Here is a 13619-nt window from a genome sequence, read left to right on the forward strand (position 1 = left end):
GCAAGCCGGTTGGCCACGGTTCCCGAGCAAGGGGCAACACGTCAACTAGCGAGCAATTGCGAGACGTCGGCCGTAGCCGAACCCGGCTGGGGCGTTGCGCCGGCATCGGCAATGACCGGCAAATTCGCAATCATGCGAATCCCCGGCCGCTTGCGCCAGTGAATCTGTGAGGCATCGACCGCGAGGCCTAGTCGTGGCCAGCGCGTGAACAAGGCCTGAAGCGCGCAAGTGGTCTCGATCCGCGCAAGCTGATGCCCCAGGCAGAAATGGATTCCCGTGCCGAAGGACATATGGCGGTTGGGCTTGCGTTCGAGGTCGAGCCTCTCCGGCTGGTCGTGCACATCAGGGTCCATGTTCGCCGCCGCGAGCATCACCATGACGCGGTCGCCCTTCTTCAGGCGCACGCCCTCCAGCTCGATGTCCCGCCGCACATAGCGCGGTTTTGAAAATTGCACCGGCGAGACGAAGCGCAGGAACTCCTCGACGGCGAGTCCGGCGCGTCTCCAGTCTTCTTCCAGCCAGTCGCGAAGGCCCGGGTTCTTCAGCAATTCGTAGACCGAGCCGCTGATGAGATGCGTGGTGGTCTCGGAGCCGGCCGCGAGCAGCAGGAACACCATCGACACCATTTCGTCCGGCGTGATCTGGCCGCCCTCCCGCTCGACCTGGACCAGCTCCGCGATCAGGCCTTCGCCGCCGTGCACGCGCGCGATCTGCAATTGCCGTTCGAGGTAGGCTCGCATCTTGCGGAACGCGAACAGCAGCCGGAAGAAGCCGGCAACGTTGGTCAGAGAAGACATCGAATTGGCCCAGGCGATGAACCTCGGCCGATCGGCGGGCGGCAGGCCCAACAGTTCGGAGATCACCGCAAGCGGCAGGATGCGCGCGTACCGCTGGACGAGATCGGCTGGGCCACCATCGGCAAACAGTTCGTCCGCGAGGCCATCGGCGATGGCGCGGATACGCGGCTCCATCGCGACGATCGCGCGGCGGCGAAAGGCCTCGTCCACGATGCTGCGCAGCCTCGTGTGATCCGGCTCGTCCATGGTCAGCATGTTGTTGGCGATGGTCCTGACGTAGCCCGGCATCCACCAGCGCAGACCGGCGACGTCGCCATCCTCCCTGCGCAAGGTGAAGGTGGTGCCGTCCTTCAGGACCTGGGCCGTCGCGTCATGAGTGGTGGTGATCCAGACATCGCCGACGAGAGGAAATCGCGTCGCGACCACGGGGCCGGACATGCGCAACCGCGCGATCGCCTTCGGCGGATCGCGAAAGAAGGCCTCGCTGGTGAAGTCGAGGCGTAGAGCCATGTGATCACCGGTGCAGCTGGTGGCGTCTCACCGAGATGGTGCACGGCGCGGCCGGCGCAAGGGGCCGGAACCTCCGCTCCACCTCCGGCGCAGGCGTAGAGCGGCGAGCCTATCCCCGCCCCGGCGAACGCGGGCCGGTCTTGCGCTGCTGCTGATTGGTGTAGGCGTCCCAATGGCTCCAGCTGCCGCTGCTGAGGCTTTGCAGGTCGGTGGTGAGCGGACGGCGCGTGCGCTTGTCGTGATCGGCGATGACGCGCTCGGATTGCGCGATCTTGCGCTTGAGCTCCGCGGTCGCCTTCAGGGTCTGGCCGTTCCGCTTCGAGGTGGCGATCTCGCCCATCGTGAAGCGCGCGGTCTCGAGCGCCTTCAACTCGGCGCGGTTCCTCTTCAACTGAACCCGGTGCCAGGCGATGTTGCTGTCGCTGTCCGCAACCATGTGGGAACTCCGCTGATTCGTTCCCGCATAGTATCGTGTGCCGAATCGGCGCCGCAACGGGCGCCCGGCGGCGAAAATACGGTCTTATTGCGCGAAAACAGCGGGCCTAGCGCTCGGCGAAGGCTTTTTCGACCACGAATTGGGCAGGTTCGCCGTGATTGCCCTCGACGAAGCCCCGCTCGCCAAGGAGCGCGCGGGTATCGGTGACCAGCGCCGGACTGCCGCAGATCATGATGCGGTCGTGGGCGGCTTCCAGTGCCGGCAGGCCGATATCGGAAAACAGCTTGCCTGACGTGATGAGGTCGGTGATGCGACCGCGATTGCGGAACGGATCGCGCGTCACGGTAGGATAATAGATCAGCTGGTTGCGGATATAGTCGCCGATCAGCTCGTCCTTCGGCAGCGTCTCGGTGATCATCTCGCCATAGGCGAGCTCCTTCACGTGCCGGCAGCCGTGCAGCAGCACGACCTTCTCGAACCGCTCGTAGGTTTCGGGGTCCTTGATCACGCTCAGGAACGGCGCAAGGCCCGTGCCGGTGCCGATCAAATAGAGGTTGCGGCCGTCTTCCAGATTGTCGATCACCAGCGTGCCGGTGGCCTTGCGGCTGACGATGATCTCGTCGCCTTGCTTGAGGTGCTGGAGCCGCGAGGTCAGCGGACCGTCCGGCACCTTGATCGAGAAGAACTCCAGCGTGTCCTCGTAATTGGCGCTGGCGACGCTGTAGGCCCGCAGCAAGGGCTTCTCGCCGACCTTGAGCCCGATCATGGTGAATTCGCCGTTGCGGAAACGGAAGGTCGGGCTGCGGGTGGTCTTGAAGGAGAACAGCGTGTCGGTCCAGTGATGGACGCTCAAAACGCTTTCCTGATTGAAATTGCTCATCTCACCCTTCCGTGGCGCTTCTTTGCGGTTCCGAGGCGGTCAGCTATGCGTCGTTTGTACACTATCATTCGTATACTAATGAATAATCCGGCTTGATCCCGCGGTCAAGGCTGCCCAAGATCGGAAGCGTTGCAGTTAAGGACAAGGACCCATTCCATGGCGCATGACGCACCCCAGGCCACCGGACCCTCGAAGCTCGTGATCCGAAATATCGGCCTGATCCTGTCCGGCGCGCTGGAAAAGCCGATCCTGGACGGCGACACCATCGTCGCCGAGAACGGCAAGATCACCGCGATCGGCCGCTTCAAGGACCTCGACACCGAAGGCGCGACCACCATCGTCGAGGCCAACGGCACCACGGTGGCGCCCGGTCTGATCGACAGCCATGTCCACCCCGTCGCCGGCGACTGGACGCCTCGCCAGAACCAGATCGGCTGGATCGACAGCAATCTGCACGGCGGCGTCACCACGATGATTTCCGCCGGCGAAGTGCACATGCCCGGCCGCCCCCGCGACGTCGTCGGCCTGAAGGCGATGGCGATCTTCGCCCAGCGCGCATTCTGGAATCTGCGGCCTGGCGGTGTGAAGGTTCATGCCGGCGCGCCGGTGATCGAATGCGAGATGGTCGAAGAGGACTTCAAGGAATTGGCCGCCGCGGGCGTCAAGCTGCTCGGCGAGGTCGGCCTCGGCGGCGTCAAGGACGGTCCCACCGCGCGTAAAATGGTCGGCTGGGCGCGCAAATACGGCATCCAGAGCACCATCCACACCGGCGGTCCCTCGATCCCCGGCTCCGGCCTGATCGACAAGGACGTGGTGCTGGAGGCCGATACCGACGTGGTCGGCCACATCAATGGCGGCCACACCGCCCTGCCCGACGACCAGATCCGCTGCATCTGCGAGGGCTGCAAGCGCGGCCTCGAGCTCGTGCACAATGGCAACGAGCGCTCGGCCCTGTTCACGCTGCGCATCGCACGCGAGATGGGCGACCTGCACCGCGTCATCCTCGGCACCGATGCCCCTGCCGGCTCAGGCGTGCAGCCGCTCGGCATCCTGCGCATGGTCTCGATGCTGTCCTCGCTCGGCGACCTGCCGGCCGAGATCGCGTTCTGCCTTGCCACCGGCAACACCGCGCGGATGCGCGCGCTCGATTGCGGCCTCATCGAAGTGGGCCGCTCCGCCGACTTCGTCATCATGGACAAGGCCCAGCACTCGCCCGGCAAGAGCATCCTGGAGAGCGTACAGCTCGGCGACCTTCCCGGCATCGGCATGACCATCATCGACGGCATCGTGCGCACCCAGCGCAGCCGCAACACTCCGCCGGCCGGCAGGGTGCCCGAGGTGGTGGCGAAGTGACGCAGTCGGAGCGGCTCGCCGCTCCACGCGGTCCCCTGAAAGCATTGAACAAGTCGCCGGCCTGCTGCGTCTAACGCAGGCAGCCCCTGGCGGCGGCAGTTCATTGCTGGGACGTCGAGCAAGACATGAAGAATTCGTCGCGGATTGCCGCCGGCGTTGCCGGTGCGGTCGGAGGTTATGTCGCGACCTTTGTGCTGTTTTCAGTGCTCGATCTGGGCAACCGGGCGGACCCGATCACATCGGGTCTGCTGGCATTGTTCGTCTACTCACCCATCGGCGCGATCGCCGGTCTTGTGCTTGCGACCAGGCTGACGATGCGCTCGGGCAATGCCGAAAGCACTGGCGGCCTCGCACGCACCAGCCTGAAATCGCTCGGCGTGGTCGTCCTCCTCTGCGCCGCCGCCGGCGTCACCTATATTGTCTACGCCTATGCGACGGCCACACCCTGGCTCAACCGGAACGGCGGCAATCCCCTGCTCGTGTTCGAGGTTCGCCTTCCGGCCGGCGCAACGGTGCCGAAATCACCGCAAGGCATCACCGTCGAATTGCAGACAGACCTCAACACCATGCCGGGCGAATTGAACCCAGCCGGCTTCTATCGTGACGGCGATCAGCCCGTTATCGCAGGCGAAGTCGAACTGGCGTTTCGAACCTCGCACCGGCAGCTCGCCGTCAATATCCAGGGACAGCCCAGCCGGGTCTACCCGATCGGATTGACGGCCCGGGCTCCGCATACGCCGGAGTTCGGAACGTGGCAGCGGCTCGCCGACGGCAGCGAAATCCGCTACCGCGCCAAATGGCCGGGAAAGACGTAAGGAGATCAGCGCGGCTTTGCGATCTCACAACGCACATAAGTCTGGCGCCTGGCCTGGCCCACCGGGCCATTGTCCATCACGAGCCTGCCATCCGCAGCGATGGACAGCCGGGGATTGGAGCGATACTTCTCGCCCTCGCCTTCGCAGGCGAGCTTCATTTTCCAGCTGAGCTTTCCATTGGCCGTGATCTGGCTGGCCCGGCACCGCGTCTCATACCAATAGAGGCGGTTGCCGCCTTCGATGCTCATGCGGTTGGCGCTATCCTGATCGCGGCAATCTTTTTTGGTCGACGCCCAGAACCCTTCATAGGCTTGCGCCGCCCAGGCCTGCGCACACCCGCTCGCCAGCGCCGCGCCCAGAGCCAAAACCATCGCAACCCGCCTCGCCACTCTCATGCCGGTAAGCCTCGACAAAACCATCATCGAGGTTAGTCGCGGCTCACCGCAGCTTGTTCAACAGCGCCATCAGCAACTCGCGCTCCTTTGCCTCGAGCGGCGCCAGCGTCTCCCGCGTGATCGCGAGCGCGTTCGGCGCGACCTTTTCCGCAAGCTGCTGCCCCGCGCGCGTCAGGCTGACCAGCAGTCGCCGGCCATCCTCGGGATCCTGGCTGGTCTCGGTCAGGCCGCGCGCCGTCAACCGGTCGATCACGCCCTTGATGGTCGCGACATCCATCGCCGTCAGCCGCCCGAGCTGGTTCTGCGAGCATGGTCCGGCCTCGGCGAGCTTGGACAGCGCCGCCCATTGCGTCGGCGTGATATTGGTGCCGATCTCGCGGGAGAAGATCGCGCTGTGGCGCTGCCAGACCTGGCGCAGGATGAAGCCAACCTGCTCGTCCAGCACGTAAGGCGGCTTTCCGGGTTTGACGCCCTTCTTCACCGCGACGCTTCTCGCCATCCGCTCCCGCCTCTCACAACGACAGATGCGCGTCGCGGATGTCCGGACGCGCGTCGAGCTCGGCCATGGTGCCGCCGAAACAGATGCGGCCGCGCTCGATGATATAAGCGCGATCGGAGATCAATCGCGCGAAATGCAGATTCTGCTCGGAGACGACGATGCTGACGCCCTCCTTCTTCATGGTCAGGATGGCATCGACCATCTGCTCCACGATCTTTGGCGACAGGCCTTCCGAGGGCTCGTCGAGCAGCACCAGCGACGGATTGCCCATCAGCGTGCGTGCGATGGTCAGCATCTGCTGCTCGCCCCCGCTCATGCGGCCGCCCGGGCGGTTCTTCATCTCACCCAGATTTGGAAACAGCGCGAACAGTTTTTCGCGGGTCCAGTACGGCGCGTTGGGACGCTTTGGCTGGCGGCCGACTTCCAGATTCTCCTCAACGGTCAGATCCGTGAAGATGCGGCGCTCCTCCGGGACATAGCCGAGCCCCTCGCGCACGATCTCATGCGTCGGACGCACCGAGACGTCCTTGCCCTCGAACATGATGCGGCCGGTTCGCTGCGCGACGAGACCGACGATCGAGCGGAACGTCGTCGACTTGCCGGCACCGTTGCGTCCGAGCAGCGCCACGACCTCGCCGGCGCCGACATCGAAGCCGATGTCGAACAGGATGTGCGCGGGGCCGTAATGGCTGTTGAGCCCTTCCACCGTGAGCTTCATGCCGAGGCCCCCTCGCGATGCTGGGCATCGTAGAGAAGACCCTCGCCGAGATAGACCGCCTGCACCTGCGGATTGCCGCGCACCTCGGCGGGCGATCCCTCGGCGATCAGCGTGCCGCGGTTGAGCACGATGATGCGGTCGGCATGCTCGAACACCACGTCCATGTCATGCTCGGTGAAGAGCACGCCGATCGACTTTTCCCGCGCGATCTGCGCGGTCAGCCGCATCAGCTCGACGCGCTCGCGCGGCGCCATGCCGGCGGTCGGCTCGTCCATCAGCAGGAGTTTGGGTTGATTGGCGAGCGCAACCGCAAGCTCGAGCCGCTTGAGGTCGCCATAGGCAAGCTCGCCGCAGGGCCGATCCGCGTAGCCGCCCATGCCGACCAGTTCGAGCAGCCGGCCCGCCTCGCCGCGGTCGAAGTTCGGCGCAGAGCCCCAGAGATTGAACAGCTGCTTCTCATGCGAGATCAGCGCGACCTGCACGTTCTCGCGCACGGTCATCGTCGCGAACGTCGCCGTGATCTGGAAAGTGCGCCCCACTCCCATTCGCCAGATCTCGCGCGGCTTCTTGCCGGTGGTGTCCTTGCCGAGCAGCCGGACATGCCCCGTGTCGGGCCTGTTCTGGCCGTTGAGCATGTCGAAACAGGTGCTCTTGCCGGCGCCGTTCGGGCCGATCAGCGCCAGGATTTCGCCCGCGCGCAGCGAGAACGAGACTCCGCGCACGGCATGGATGCCGCCATAGGATTTGGTCAGGCCTTCGACCGCGAGAAGTGGGGGCGCGACGCTCATTCGGCAGACCCCATCGGCTTGGCAAGCAGGGTTGCCCCTGGCGGCGACGTGCTCTTGCGCCGCTGCGCCAGCATTTCCAGCATGCCGACGATGCCCTTGGGGAAGACGACCACGATCAGCACGATGAAACCGCCGAGCACGAGCTTCGACAGGTCGGTCTGGCTGACCAGCCAGATGTTTAGCGCCTTGTAGACGATGGCGCCGATCACCGCACCCGACACCGTCTCGACGCCGCCGAGCAGCACCATGACCAGCGCATCGACCGACAGCGAGATGCCGAGATTGTCCGGGAAGACGCTGCCCTTCAGGTACGCGAACAGCGCGCCGCCGATGCCGGCGGTCGTGCCCGCGATCACGAAGGCCGTCCACTGGATGCGCTTGGCGTTGATGCCGATCGCCTCGGTGCGCAGAAGCGAATCGCGCGTCGCCCGGAGCGCGTAGCCGAACGGCGAGAACACCATGGCCCGCAGCGCGATCGTGACGAGCGCCGCGACGCCGAGCGCGATCCAATAGAAATGCGACGGGCTCGCCGCCCAGCTCGAAGGCCAGACGCCGAGTATGCCGTTGTCGCCGCCTGTCACGCTCACCCACTGGAACGCGATCGACCAGACGATCTGCGCGAAAGCGAGCGTCAGCATCGCGAAATACACGCCGGAGAGCTGCACCGCGAAGAAGCCGAACACGGCCGCGCCCATGCAGCCGAGCAGCGGCCCGAGCAACAGGCACACGATCATCGGCAGTCCCGCCATCTTGGCGAGGAAGGCGACGCCGTAGGCGCCGAGGCCGAAATAGGCGGCGTGGCCGAACGATGCGAGCCCGCCGACCGACATCAGGAAGTGCAGGCTGACGGCGAAGATCACGAAGATCGCGATCTCCGAGCCGACGGTCAGCGCGTAGTTGCCTGCGAACAGCGGCAGCGTCGCTGCGATGACGAGCGCCGCGAGAGCAGCAAGCCGCTCGTTCGACGTCAGCGGCCGCCAGGGATTGACGGTGAGACCCGGCGTCTTGCGCGCGGGCGCCTCCGGCTTGCCGAACAGACCCCAGGGACGCACGATCAGCACCGCTGCCATCACCAGGAAGACGAGGATGATGGAGATCTTCGGGAAGATCAGGATGCCGAAGGCGTTCAGTTCAGAGACCAGCACCGCCGCGACGAAGGCGCCGATGATGCTGCCGAGGCCGCCGATCACGACGACCACGAACACTTCAACGATGATGCGCAGGTCCATCGCGTGATGCACGGCATCGCGCGGGATCTGGAGCGCGCCGCCGAGCGCGGCGAGAAAGACGCCGACCGCAAACACCGAGGTGAACAGCCATTTCTGGTTGACGCCGAGTGCTGCGACCATGTCGCGGTCCTGCGTCGCCGCGCGCACCAGCACGCCCCAGCGCGTGCGCTGGAACAGCAGCCAGAGAATGCCGAGCACGACCGGCCCGAGCACGATCAGGAACAGGTCGTAGCTCGGGATGTTCTGGCCGAAGAAATCGATCGCGCCCCGAAAGCCAGGCGCACGGCGGCCGACGAGATCGTCGGGCCCCCAGATCAGCACGACGAGGTCCTCGACCATCAAGGTCAGGCCGAAGGTCGCGAGCAGCTGGAACAGTTCCGGCGCGTGGTAAATGCGCCGGAGCAGCACCATCTCGACGATGACGCCGATCAGCGCCACCGCGAACGCGGCCACCACGATGCCTCCCCAGAAGCCGAATGCGCCAGACAGACGCTCGGTGAGCGTGAAGGCGACGTACGCGCCGATCATGTAGAAGGCGCCATGCGCGAAATTCACGATCCGCGTCACGCCGAAGATGATCGACAGGCCCGAGGCCACCAGGAACAGCGACGCTGCGCTGGCGAGACCGGTCAGAAACTGTACGACATAAAAGGCCATCGGCGGTCCGGGTTAGGCATATGCTTCACTAGTTGGCTTCAGTACTTGGCCTTCATCCTTCGAGACGGCGCTACGCGCCTCCTCGGGATGAGGTCCGGGACCCTCATGGTGAGGAGCGCGGCGACGCCGCGCGTCTCGAACCACGAGGCCCCGGTCTCTCTTCGTATCAATCCTTCGGCCGCAGCTTCTCGACTTCGGCGTCGCTCGGCAGATAGTCCGCGCCCTTCCTGTAGACGGACTCCACCATCACGCCCTTGCCGTCCTTCAGCGCGGTCTTGCCGACAAAGGCTCCGAGCGTCGACTGGTGATCGATCTTGCGGAAGGTGATCTCGCCGAACGGCGACGGCATCGACAGCCCCTCTGCCGCGGCAATCAGCTTCTCCGGATCGGTCGAGCCGGCCTTGGCCAGGATCGCGGCGGCGGCCTTGATGGTCTGATAGCCCACGATCGAGCCGAGACGCGGATAGTCGTTGTACTTGGCCTGATAGGCCTTCAGGAACGCGTCGTGCTCGGGCGTCTTGATCGAGTACCAGGGATAGCCGGTGACGATCCAGCCCGCCGGCGTCTCCTCCTTGAGCGGATCGAGATATTCAGGCTCGCCGGTCAGGAAGGACACGACCTCGCGTCCCTTGAACAGGCCGCGGGTGTTGCCTTCGCGAACGAGCTTCACAAGGTCGGCGCCGAAGGTGACGTTGAGGATCGCCTCGGGATTGGCGGCGGCAACGGCCTGCACCACCGGACCCGCATCGATCTTGCCCTGCGGCGGCCACTGCTCGTCGACCCACTGGATGTCAGGACGCTTCTCCGACATCAGCTTCTTGAACACCGCGACCGCGGACTGGCCGTACTCATAGTTCGGCGCGATCGTCGCCCAGCGCTTGGCCGGCAGCTTGCTGGCGGCTTCCACCAGCATCGCGGCCTGCATGTAATTCGAGGGGCGCAGACGGAATGTGTATTTGTTGCCCTTCGACCAGGTGACAGCGTCCGTCAGCGGCTCGGCTGCGAGGAAGAACACCTTCTTCTGGTTGGCGAAGTCGCTGACCGCGAGGCCGATGTTAGACAGGAACGTGCCCGTCAGCATCGCGACGCCCTCGCTCGACACCAGCTCGTTGGCCGCGGTCTGGGCGTCCGCCGGCTTGCCGCCGTCGTCCTTGGAGACGACGACGAGCTTCTTGCCGTTGATGCCGCCGGCCGCGTTGATCTCCTCGACCGCGAGCTGCCAGCCCTTGCGATAAGGTTCGGTGAAGGCCGGCAGCAGCGAATAGCTGTTGATCTCGCCGATCTTGATGTCCTGCGCCAGGGCCGAATGAGCCATGCCGCCCGCCAGAAGCGCGAAGGCCGCGCCGACGAAAATGTTTCTTGCTCGCATCCCAACCTCCAGTTTTGAACTCTCTACGTCTTCAGCGTGATCCTCATCGGAGAAGCTGTGTCCGCCTCCCCGGTTCAAGCTCTATCGCAGACCGTCTTCGCCCTTGATCTCCGCAACCGTCAGTCCGCCGACGCGCGGCAAAGGACGACCGCTGTCGGTGACGGCGACCGCGACCATGATCTCGTTGGCACGCGGCGCGTCGTTGATCTGTACTTCCATGCCGTCGAAATGACTACGCACGAAGGCTGCGTCCTTGTGACCAAGCGGAATGTCCAGCGTCGTGCCGGGACCGCTGCGCTTCTTCGACGACGGGATCAGCGCCGCGCCCTTGCTCAGCACCTTGCGCACCGGCGTGCCCATCTTCGGGTGAAGGATGGCAGCGGCGTGCTCCAGCTCACCGTTCTCCCCGACAGCCGCGGCCTTGCCATAGCTCTGCGCCTTCGCGCCATCGATGCCGAGCGCAGCGACTGCGCGCTTCGACAGGAGCTCGCCGAGTTCCTCGCCGATTGCGATCAGCGGCGAGAGGTCCTCGACATATTTTCCGGCAAAGGGATTCTCGATCACGGCGATTGCGGCCGCACGCCGCGTCGGCGGCGAGACCTGGCGGCCCATCTCCATCTGCGTCTCTTCGACGACGGTGACGATCTTGCGGATGATCGCGCTCATGGCTGGTTCCCCGCTTCGTTTCCCTGCTCAGGCATGAACCGCGTTCTCCAGCACAAGCGGGCGCGATCGCTGCCGTTCAATATCTTTCGTTCCGATGACGAGCATATCACCACAAAGCTGCAGCACGGCACCCTCGATCAGCCCGCGATCGAATAATTGCCGTGCACATTCCGCGCCAGACTCCAGCGCGGCCGCGATCTCGTTCTGCGACAATTCACCGACGTCGCGGGTCACGAGCCGTACGCCGAGATCACTGTCGGGCTGAAGCTCGTTCGCAGGCTTTCGGATGATGGCGGGGTGCCCCGGCAGATCGACGGCATTGGCAATGATCGTCGCGGCGGCATCGGCCTGCGACGCCGTTCCCGCCAACACGGTCACCGCATCGGCAATGCCGAGCGAAAAGCTGCGGCCGTGCCGCCCGCTGGTCGCGATGCCGCGCACGGGATCATTGGCATCGACCCTCATCGACCGCATCACGCCGTCGCGATCGGGCCGGTCCATCAGGCCGACCGAAAAATGCTCGCCCTCGCCGAGATGCAGCGCGATATCGCCGCCATTGTTGACGTAGGCCCGATCGAGCGATGCCGCGCCCAGCATTGCGCCCAAAACCACCTCCGCCACGCTGCCGGCCACAGCGGCCATCGGCGTGATGAAGCAGTCCTCAGCATAGGGCGCCACGGCGGCGTGCATGCGACGTGCGACAACGCCTCTCAACGAAGTCCGCTCCCCGGCGGCGCCCCGCAGTTCCGGCAGTTCCGCGCAGAGCTCGTCGAGAAGCCCGGTGAACCGCCCGGCCGCAGCCTCATAGGCCGCACGCACAGCACCGGCGTGTCCCGTCGCCTCGACGACCAGATCAATCGGTCCATCCTGCAAATGCAGCCGCCGGCCGTCAGACAGCAACGCGATTTGCGGGAGCCTGGTCATGCCCGAGGCCCCGGAATCGGATTCTGCCAGGGGAGCTGGCGGACATCGTCGCCGCCCTGCACCTCGGAGAGCGGCTTCACATGATCCATGTGCCCGCCGAGCGCGGCATAGTCCGACAGCTTCATCGTGAACTCGATCGGCGCGACCAGCGCCGGGGTCGGCACGTAGCCGAACGCACCGGCCGGCATCTGCGTCACGTCCACCATGTAGGTGATGCCGCCGCCCGGCCAGACATAGACCGGCGCACCGCCGCTGGTGACGCGCGTCAGCGCGTCCTTCACCGAGCGCGTCAGCCGCACCGGATTGTCGGTGACGCCCGCACGGAGCGAACCGCCCGCACCGGCCATGAACAGCACCGTGCACAGCGCCGGCTCGCAATTCTCCTTGATGCGCTCGACCGAAAACTTGAGGTCATCGGGCATCTCGGTCTCGACCGGCTTCAGGGCCTCGTCGAGCACATAGTAGGACGAATGCTCGCCGGTCGTGGAGACCATCAGCATGGAGAGACCGGCCTTGGCTTCCTTGGCGTCGAACGGTCCGAGGATCGCGAGCGGATCGGAGATGTTGGTGCCGCCCCAGCCCGTGCCGGGATCGGCGACCTGGAAATAGCGGCCAGGCGTCGAACGCCGGCCCTTCATCTTGATGCCGGTGTCGACGATGTCGAGCAGCTTGCCGGCCTGGTGCTCCGAGAGCACGCCGGTGATGTGATCGTCGACGACCACGACCTCGTCGACCTTGCCGTGCCATTGCTTGGCGAACATGCCGATCGTCGCCGAGCCGCAGCCGACGCGCATGCGCTCTTCTTTCATGCCGTTCACGATCGGCGGCTGGCCGGCCTGCACCACCACGGTCGCTCCGCCGTCGATGGTGAGCTCGACCGCCTTGCAATTGGCGAGATCCATCAGCGTGTCGCAGGTGACGCGGCCCTCCTTCTTCGAGCCGCCGGTCAGATGATGCACGCCGCCGAGCGACAGCATCTGCGAGCCGTATTCGCTGGTGGTGACGTGGCCGACCGCCTCGCCCTGCGCGCGCACGGTCGCGGTTTCCGGCCCGAGATAGCGGTCGGTGTCGATCTTCACCTTGATGCCGCAATAGGAGAAGATGCCCTCGGTGACGACAGTCACCATGTCGACGCCGTCGACTTCCGCGGAGACGATGAAAGGCGCCGGCTTGTAATCGGGATAGGTCGTGCCCGCGCCGATTGCCGTCACAAAGGTCGACGGCTCGTGGACGAGCTTGCCGTCCCAGTCTTCCGTGCGGCTGAAGGGGACGAGCTTGCCGCCATGGGAGACGGTGCGCTCCAGGATCACATGCGGATCGACACGGACGAGCTTGCCGTCGTGGTTGGCGTAGCGATCGCAGGCGCCTGCCGCACCCGGCTTGATGTAGCACATCACCGGACAGGCATCGCAGCGGATCTTGTCGATGGCGGCGCTCGTCGTTTCAGTCACCATGTCAAAGCCAGCCGACCTTGCGGTTATCATTCGTACACGAACGATGTTGCGCGCCCTCCCGAGAGGTGTCAAGCGGCGGAGCGGGGCAAAAGATGCGCCTGCCGTATAAAACCTCATTTGCCTATCACC

At 65.1% G+C, this 13619-nt stretch carries 14 protein-coding genes; 2 read left to right on the top strand and 12 right to left on the bottom strand.

Annotated elements, in window-relative coordinates; translation table 11 throughout:
* Positions 1-41 precede the first annotated feature (41 nt).
* From NR187_RS14480 to NR187_RS14490, 3 genes are all read right to left on the bottom strand, one after another.
* Complete coding sequence (locus tag NR187_RS14480; protein ID WP_256806877.1) at positions 42-1307, bottom strand: cytochrome P450; 1266 nt, start codon at positions 1305-1307, stop codon at positions 42-44.
* Between the two features lie 109 nt (positions 1308-1416).
* Entirely contained in the window at positions 1417-1743 is a 327-nt protein-coding gene (locus NR187_RS14485; protein ID WP_211383364.1) for a hypothetical protein, read from the bottom strand.
* Positions 1744-1849: 106 nt separating this feature from the next.
* Positions 1850-2623, bottom strand: coding sequence for a ferredoxin--NADP reductase (locus tag NR187_RS14490; protein WP_211383363.1), 774 nt, complete (start codon positions 2621-2623; stop codon positions 1850-1852).
* A gap of 156 nt (positions 2624-2779) precedes the next feature.
* Between NR187_RS14490 and NR187_RS14495 the strand changes: the two genes are divergently transcribed.
* Together NR187_RS14495 and NR187_RS14500 are read left to right on the top strand one after the other, a co-directional pair.
* On the top strand, positions 2780-3976 hold the full coding sequence (locus tag NR187_RS14495) for an amidohydrolase family protein (protein WP_211383362.1): 1197 nt from the start codon (positions 2780-2782) through the stop codon (positions 3974-3976).
* A gap of 125 nt (positions 3977-4101) precedes the next feature.
* Positions 4102-4791 (top strand): hypothetical protein, encoded by a 690-nt coding sequence (locus NR187_RS14500; RefSeq protein ID WP_211383361.1) that lies wholly within the window; start codon positions 4102-4104, stop codon positions 4789-4791.
* 5 nt (positions 4792-4796) lie between these two features.
* Here NR187_RS14500 and NR187_RS14505 read toward each other — a convergent pair whose 3' ends face one another.
* From NR187_RS14505 to NR187_RS14545, 9 genes are all read right to left on the bottom strand, one after another.
* Positions 4797-5186: a hypothetical protein gene (locus tag NR187_RS14505; protein ID WP_306235472.1), complete on the bottom strand. Its 390-nt coding sequence runs from the start codon at positions 5184-5186 to the stop codon at positions 4797-4799.
* A 43-nt stretch (positions 5187-5229) separates the two neighbouring features.
* The gene (locus NR187_RS14510; protein ID WP_211383359.1) at positions 5230-5685 is read right to left on the bottom strand and encodes a MarR family winged helix-turn-helix transcriptional regulator; all 456 of its coding nucleotides are present in this window, start codon (positions 5683-5685) and stop codon (positions 5230-5232) included.
* A gap of 13 nt (positions 5686-5698) precedes the next feature.
* Entirely contained in the window at positions 5699-6403 is a 705-nt protein-coding gene (locus NR187_RS14515; protein WP_256806882.1) for an ABC transporter ATP-binding protein, read from the bottom strand.
* Positions 6400-7191, bottom strand: a complete 792-nt coding sequence (locus NR187_RS14520; RefSeq protein ID WP_211383357.1) for an ABC transporter ATP-binding protein — start codon at positions 7189-7191, stop codon at positions 6400-6402. The genes NR187_RS14515 and NR187_RS14520 overlap by 4 nt, the downstream gene beginning before the upstream one ends.
* Positions 7188-9077: an ABC transporter permease gene (locus tag NR187_RS14525; RefSeq protein WP_211383356.1), complete on the bottom strand. Its 1890-nt coding sequence runs from the start codon at positions 9075-9077 to the stop codon at positions 7188-7190. The genes NR187_RS14520 and NR187_RS14525 overlap by 4 nt, the downstream gene beginning before the upstream one ends.
* Before the next feature lie 166 nt (positions 9078-9243).
* Entirely contained in the window at positions 9244-10446 is a 1203-nt protein-coding gene (locus NR187_RS14530; protein ID WP_211383355.1) for an ABC transporter substrate-binding protein, read from the bottom strand.
* 81 nt (positions 10447-10527) lie between these two features.
* Entirely contained in the window at positions 10528-11112 is a 585-nt protein-coding gene (locus NR187_RS14535) for an amino acid synthesis family protein (RefSeq protein ID WP_211383354.1), read from the bottom strand.
* Between the two features lie 27 nt (positions 11113-11139).
* Entirely contained in the window at positions 11140-12036 is an 897-nt protein-coding gene (locus NR187_RS14540; RefSeq protein ID WP_256806885.1) for a UPF0280 family protein, read from the bottom strand.
* Positions 12033-13490 carry a 6-hydroxynicotinate reductase gene (locus NR187_RS14545; protein WP_256806887.1) on the bottom strand — a complete coding sequence of 486 codons (1458 nt, stop codon included), beginning with the start codon at positions 13488-13490 and terminating at the stop codon, positions 12033-12035. The genes NR187_RS14540 and NR187_RS14545 overlap by 4 nt, the downstream gene beginning before the upstream one ends.
* Positions 13491-13619: the final 129 nt, after the last annotated feature.

The organism is Bradyrhizobium sp. Bra64 (assembly GCF_024519875.1).
In the GTDB taxonomy this organism is placed as follows: Bacteria; Pseudomonadota; Alphaproteobacteria; order Rhizobiales; family Xanthobacteraceae; genus Bradyrhizobium; species Bradyrhizobium japonicum_G.

What these genes read in the sequence shown, in the direction of transcription:
- NR187_RS14480 (WP_256806877.1), bottom strand. Translation starts at nt 1,307, where the DNA reads ATGGCTCTACGCCTCGACTTCACCAGCGAGGCCTTCTTTCGCGATCCG.
- NR187_RS14485 (WP_211383364.1), bottom strand. Translation starts at nt 1,743, where the DNA reads ATGGTTGCGGACAGCGACAGCAACATCGCCTGGCACCGGGTTCAGTTG.
- NR187_RS14490 (WP_211383363.1), bottom strand. Translation starts at nt 2,623, where the DNA reads ATGAGCAATTTCAATCAGGAAAGCGTTTTGAGCGTCCATCACTGGACC.
- NR187_RS14495 (WP_211383362.1), top strand. Translation starts at nt 2,780, where the DNA reads ATGGCGCATGACGCACCCCAGGCCACCGGACCCTCGAAGCTCGTGATC.
- NR187_RS14500 (WP_211383361.1), top strand. Translation starts at nt 4,102, where the DNA reads ATGAAGAATTCGTCGCGGATTGCCGCCGGCGTTGCCGGTGCGGTCGGA.
- NR187_RS14505 (WP_306235472.1), bottom strand. Translation starts at nt 5,186, where the DNA reads ATGAGAGTGGCGAGGCGGGTTGCGATGGTTTTGGCTCTGGGCGCGGCG.
- NR187_RS14510 (WP_211383359.1), bottom strand. Translation starts at nt 5,685, where the DNA reads ATGGCGAGAAGCGTCGCGGTGAAGAAGGGCGTCAAACCCGGAAAGCCG.
- NR187_RS14515 (WP_256806882.1), bottom strand. Translation starts at nt 6,403, where the DNA reads ATGAAGCTCACGGTGGAAGGGCTCAACAGCCATTACGGCCCCGCGCAC.
- NR187_RS14520 (WP_211383357.1), bottom strand. Translation starts at nt 7,191, where the DNA reads ATGAGCGTCGCGCCCCCACTTCTCGCGGTCGAAGGCCTGACCAAATCC.
- NR187_RS14525 (WP_211383356.1), bottom strand. Translation starts at nt 9,077, where the DNA reads ATGGCCTTTTATGTCGTACAGTTTCTGACCGGTCTCGCCAGCGCAGCG.
- NR187_RS14530 (WP_211383355.1), bottom strand. Translation starts at nt 10,446, where the DNA reads ATGCGAGCAAGAAACATTTTCGTCGGCGCGGCCTTCGCGCTTCTGGCG.
- NR187_RS14535 (WP_211383354.1), bottom strand. Translation starts at nt 11,112, where the DNA reads ATGAGCGCGATCATCCGCAAGATCGTCACCGTCGTCGAAGAGACGCAG.
- NR187_RS14540 (WP_256806885.1), bottom strand. Translation starts at nt 12,036, where the DNA reads ATGACCAGGCTCCCGCAAATCGCGTTGCTGTCTGACGGCCGGCGGCTG.
- NR187_RS14545 (WP_256806887.1), bottom strand. Translation starts at nt 13,490, where the DNA reads ATGGTGACTGAAACGACGAGCGCCGCCATCGACAAGATCCGCTGCGAT.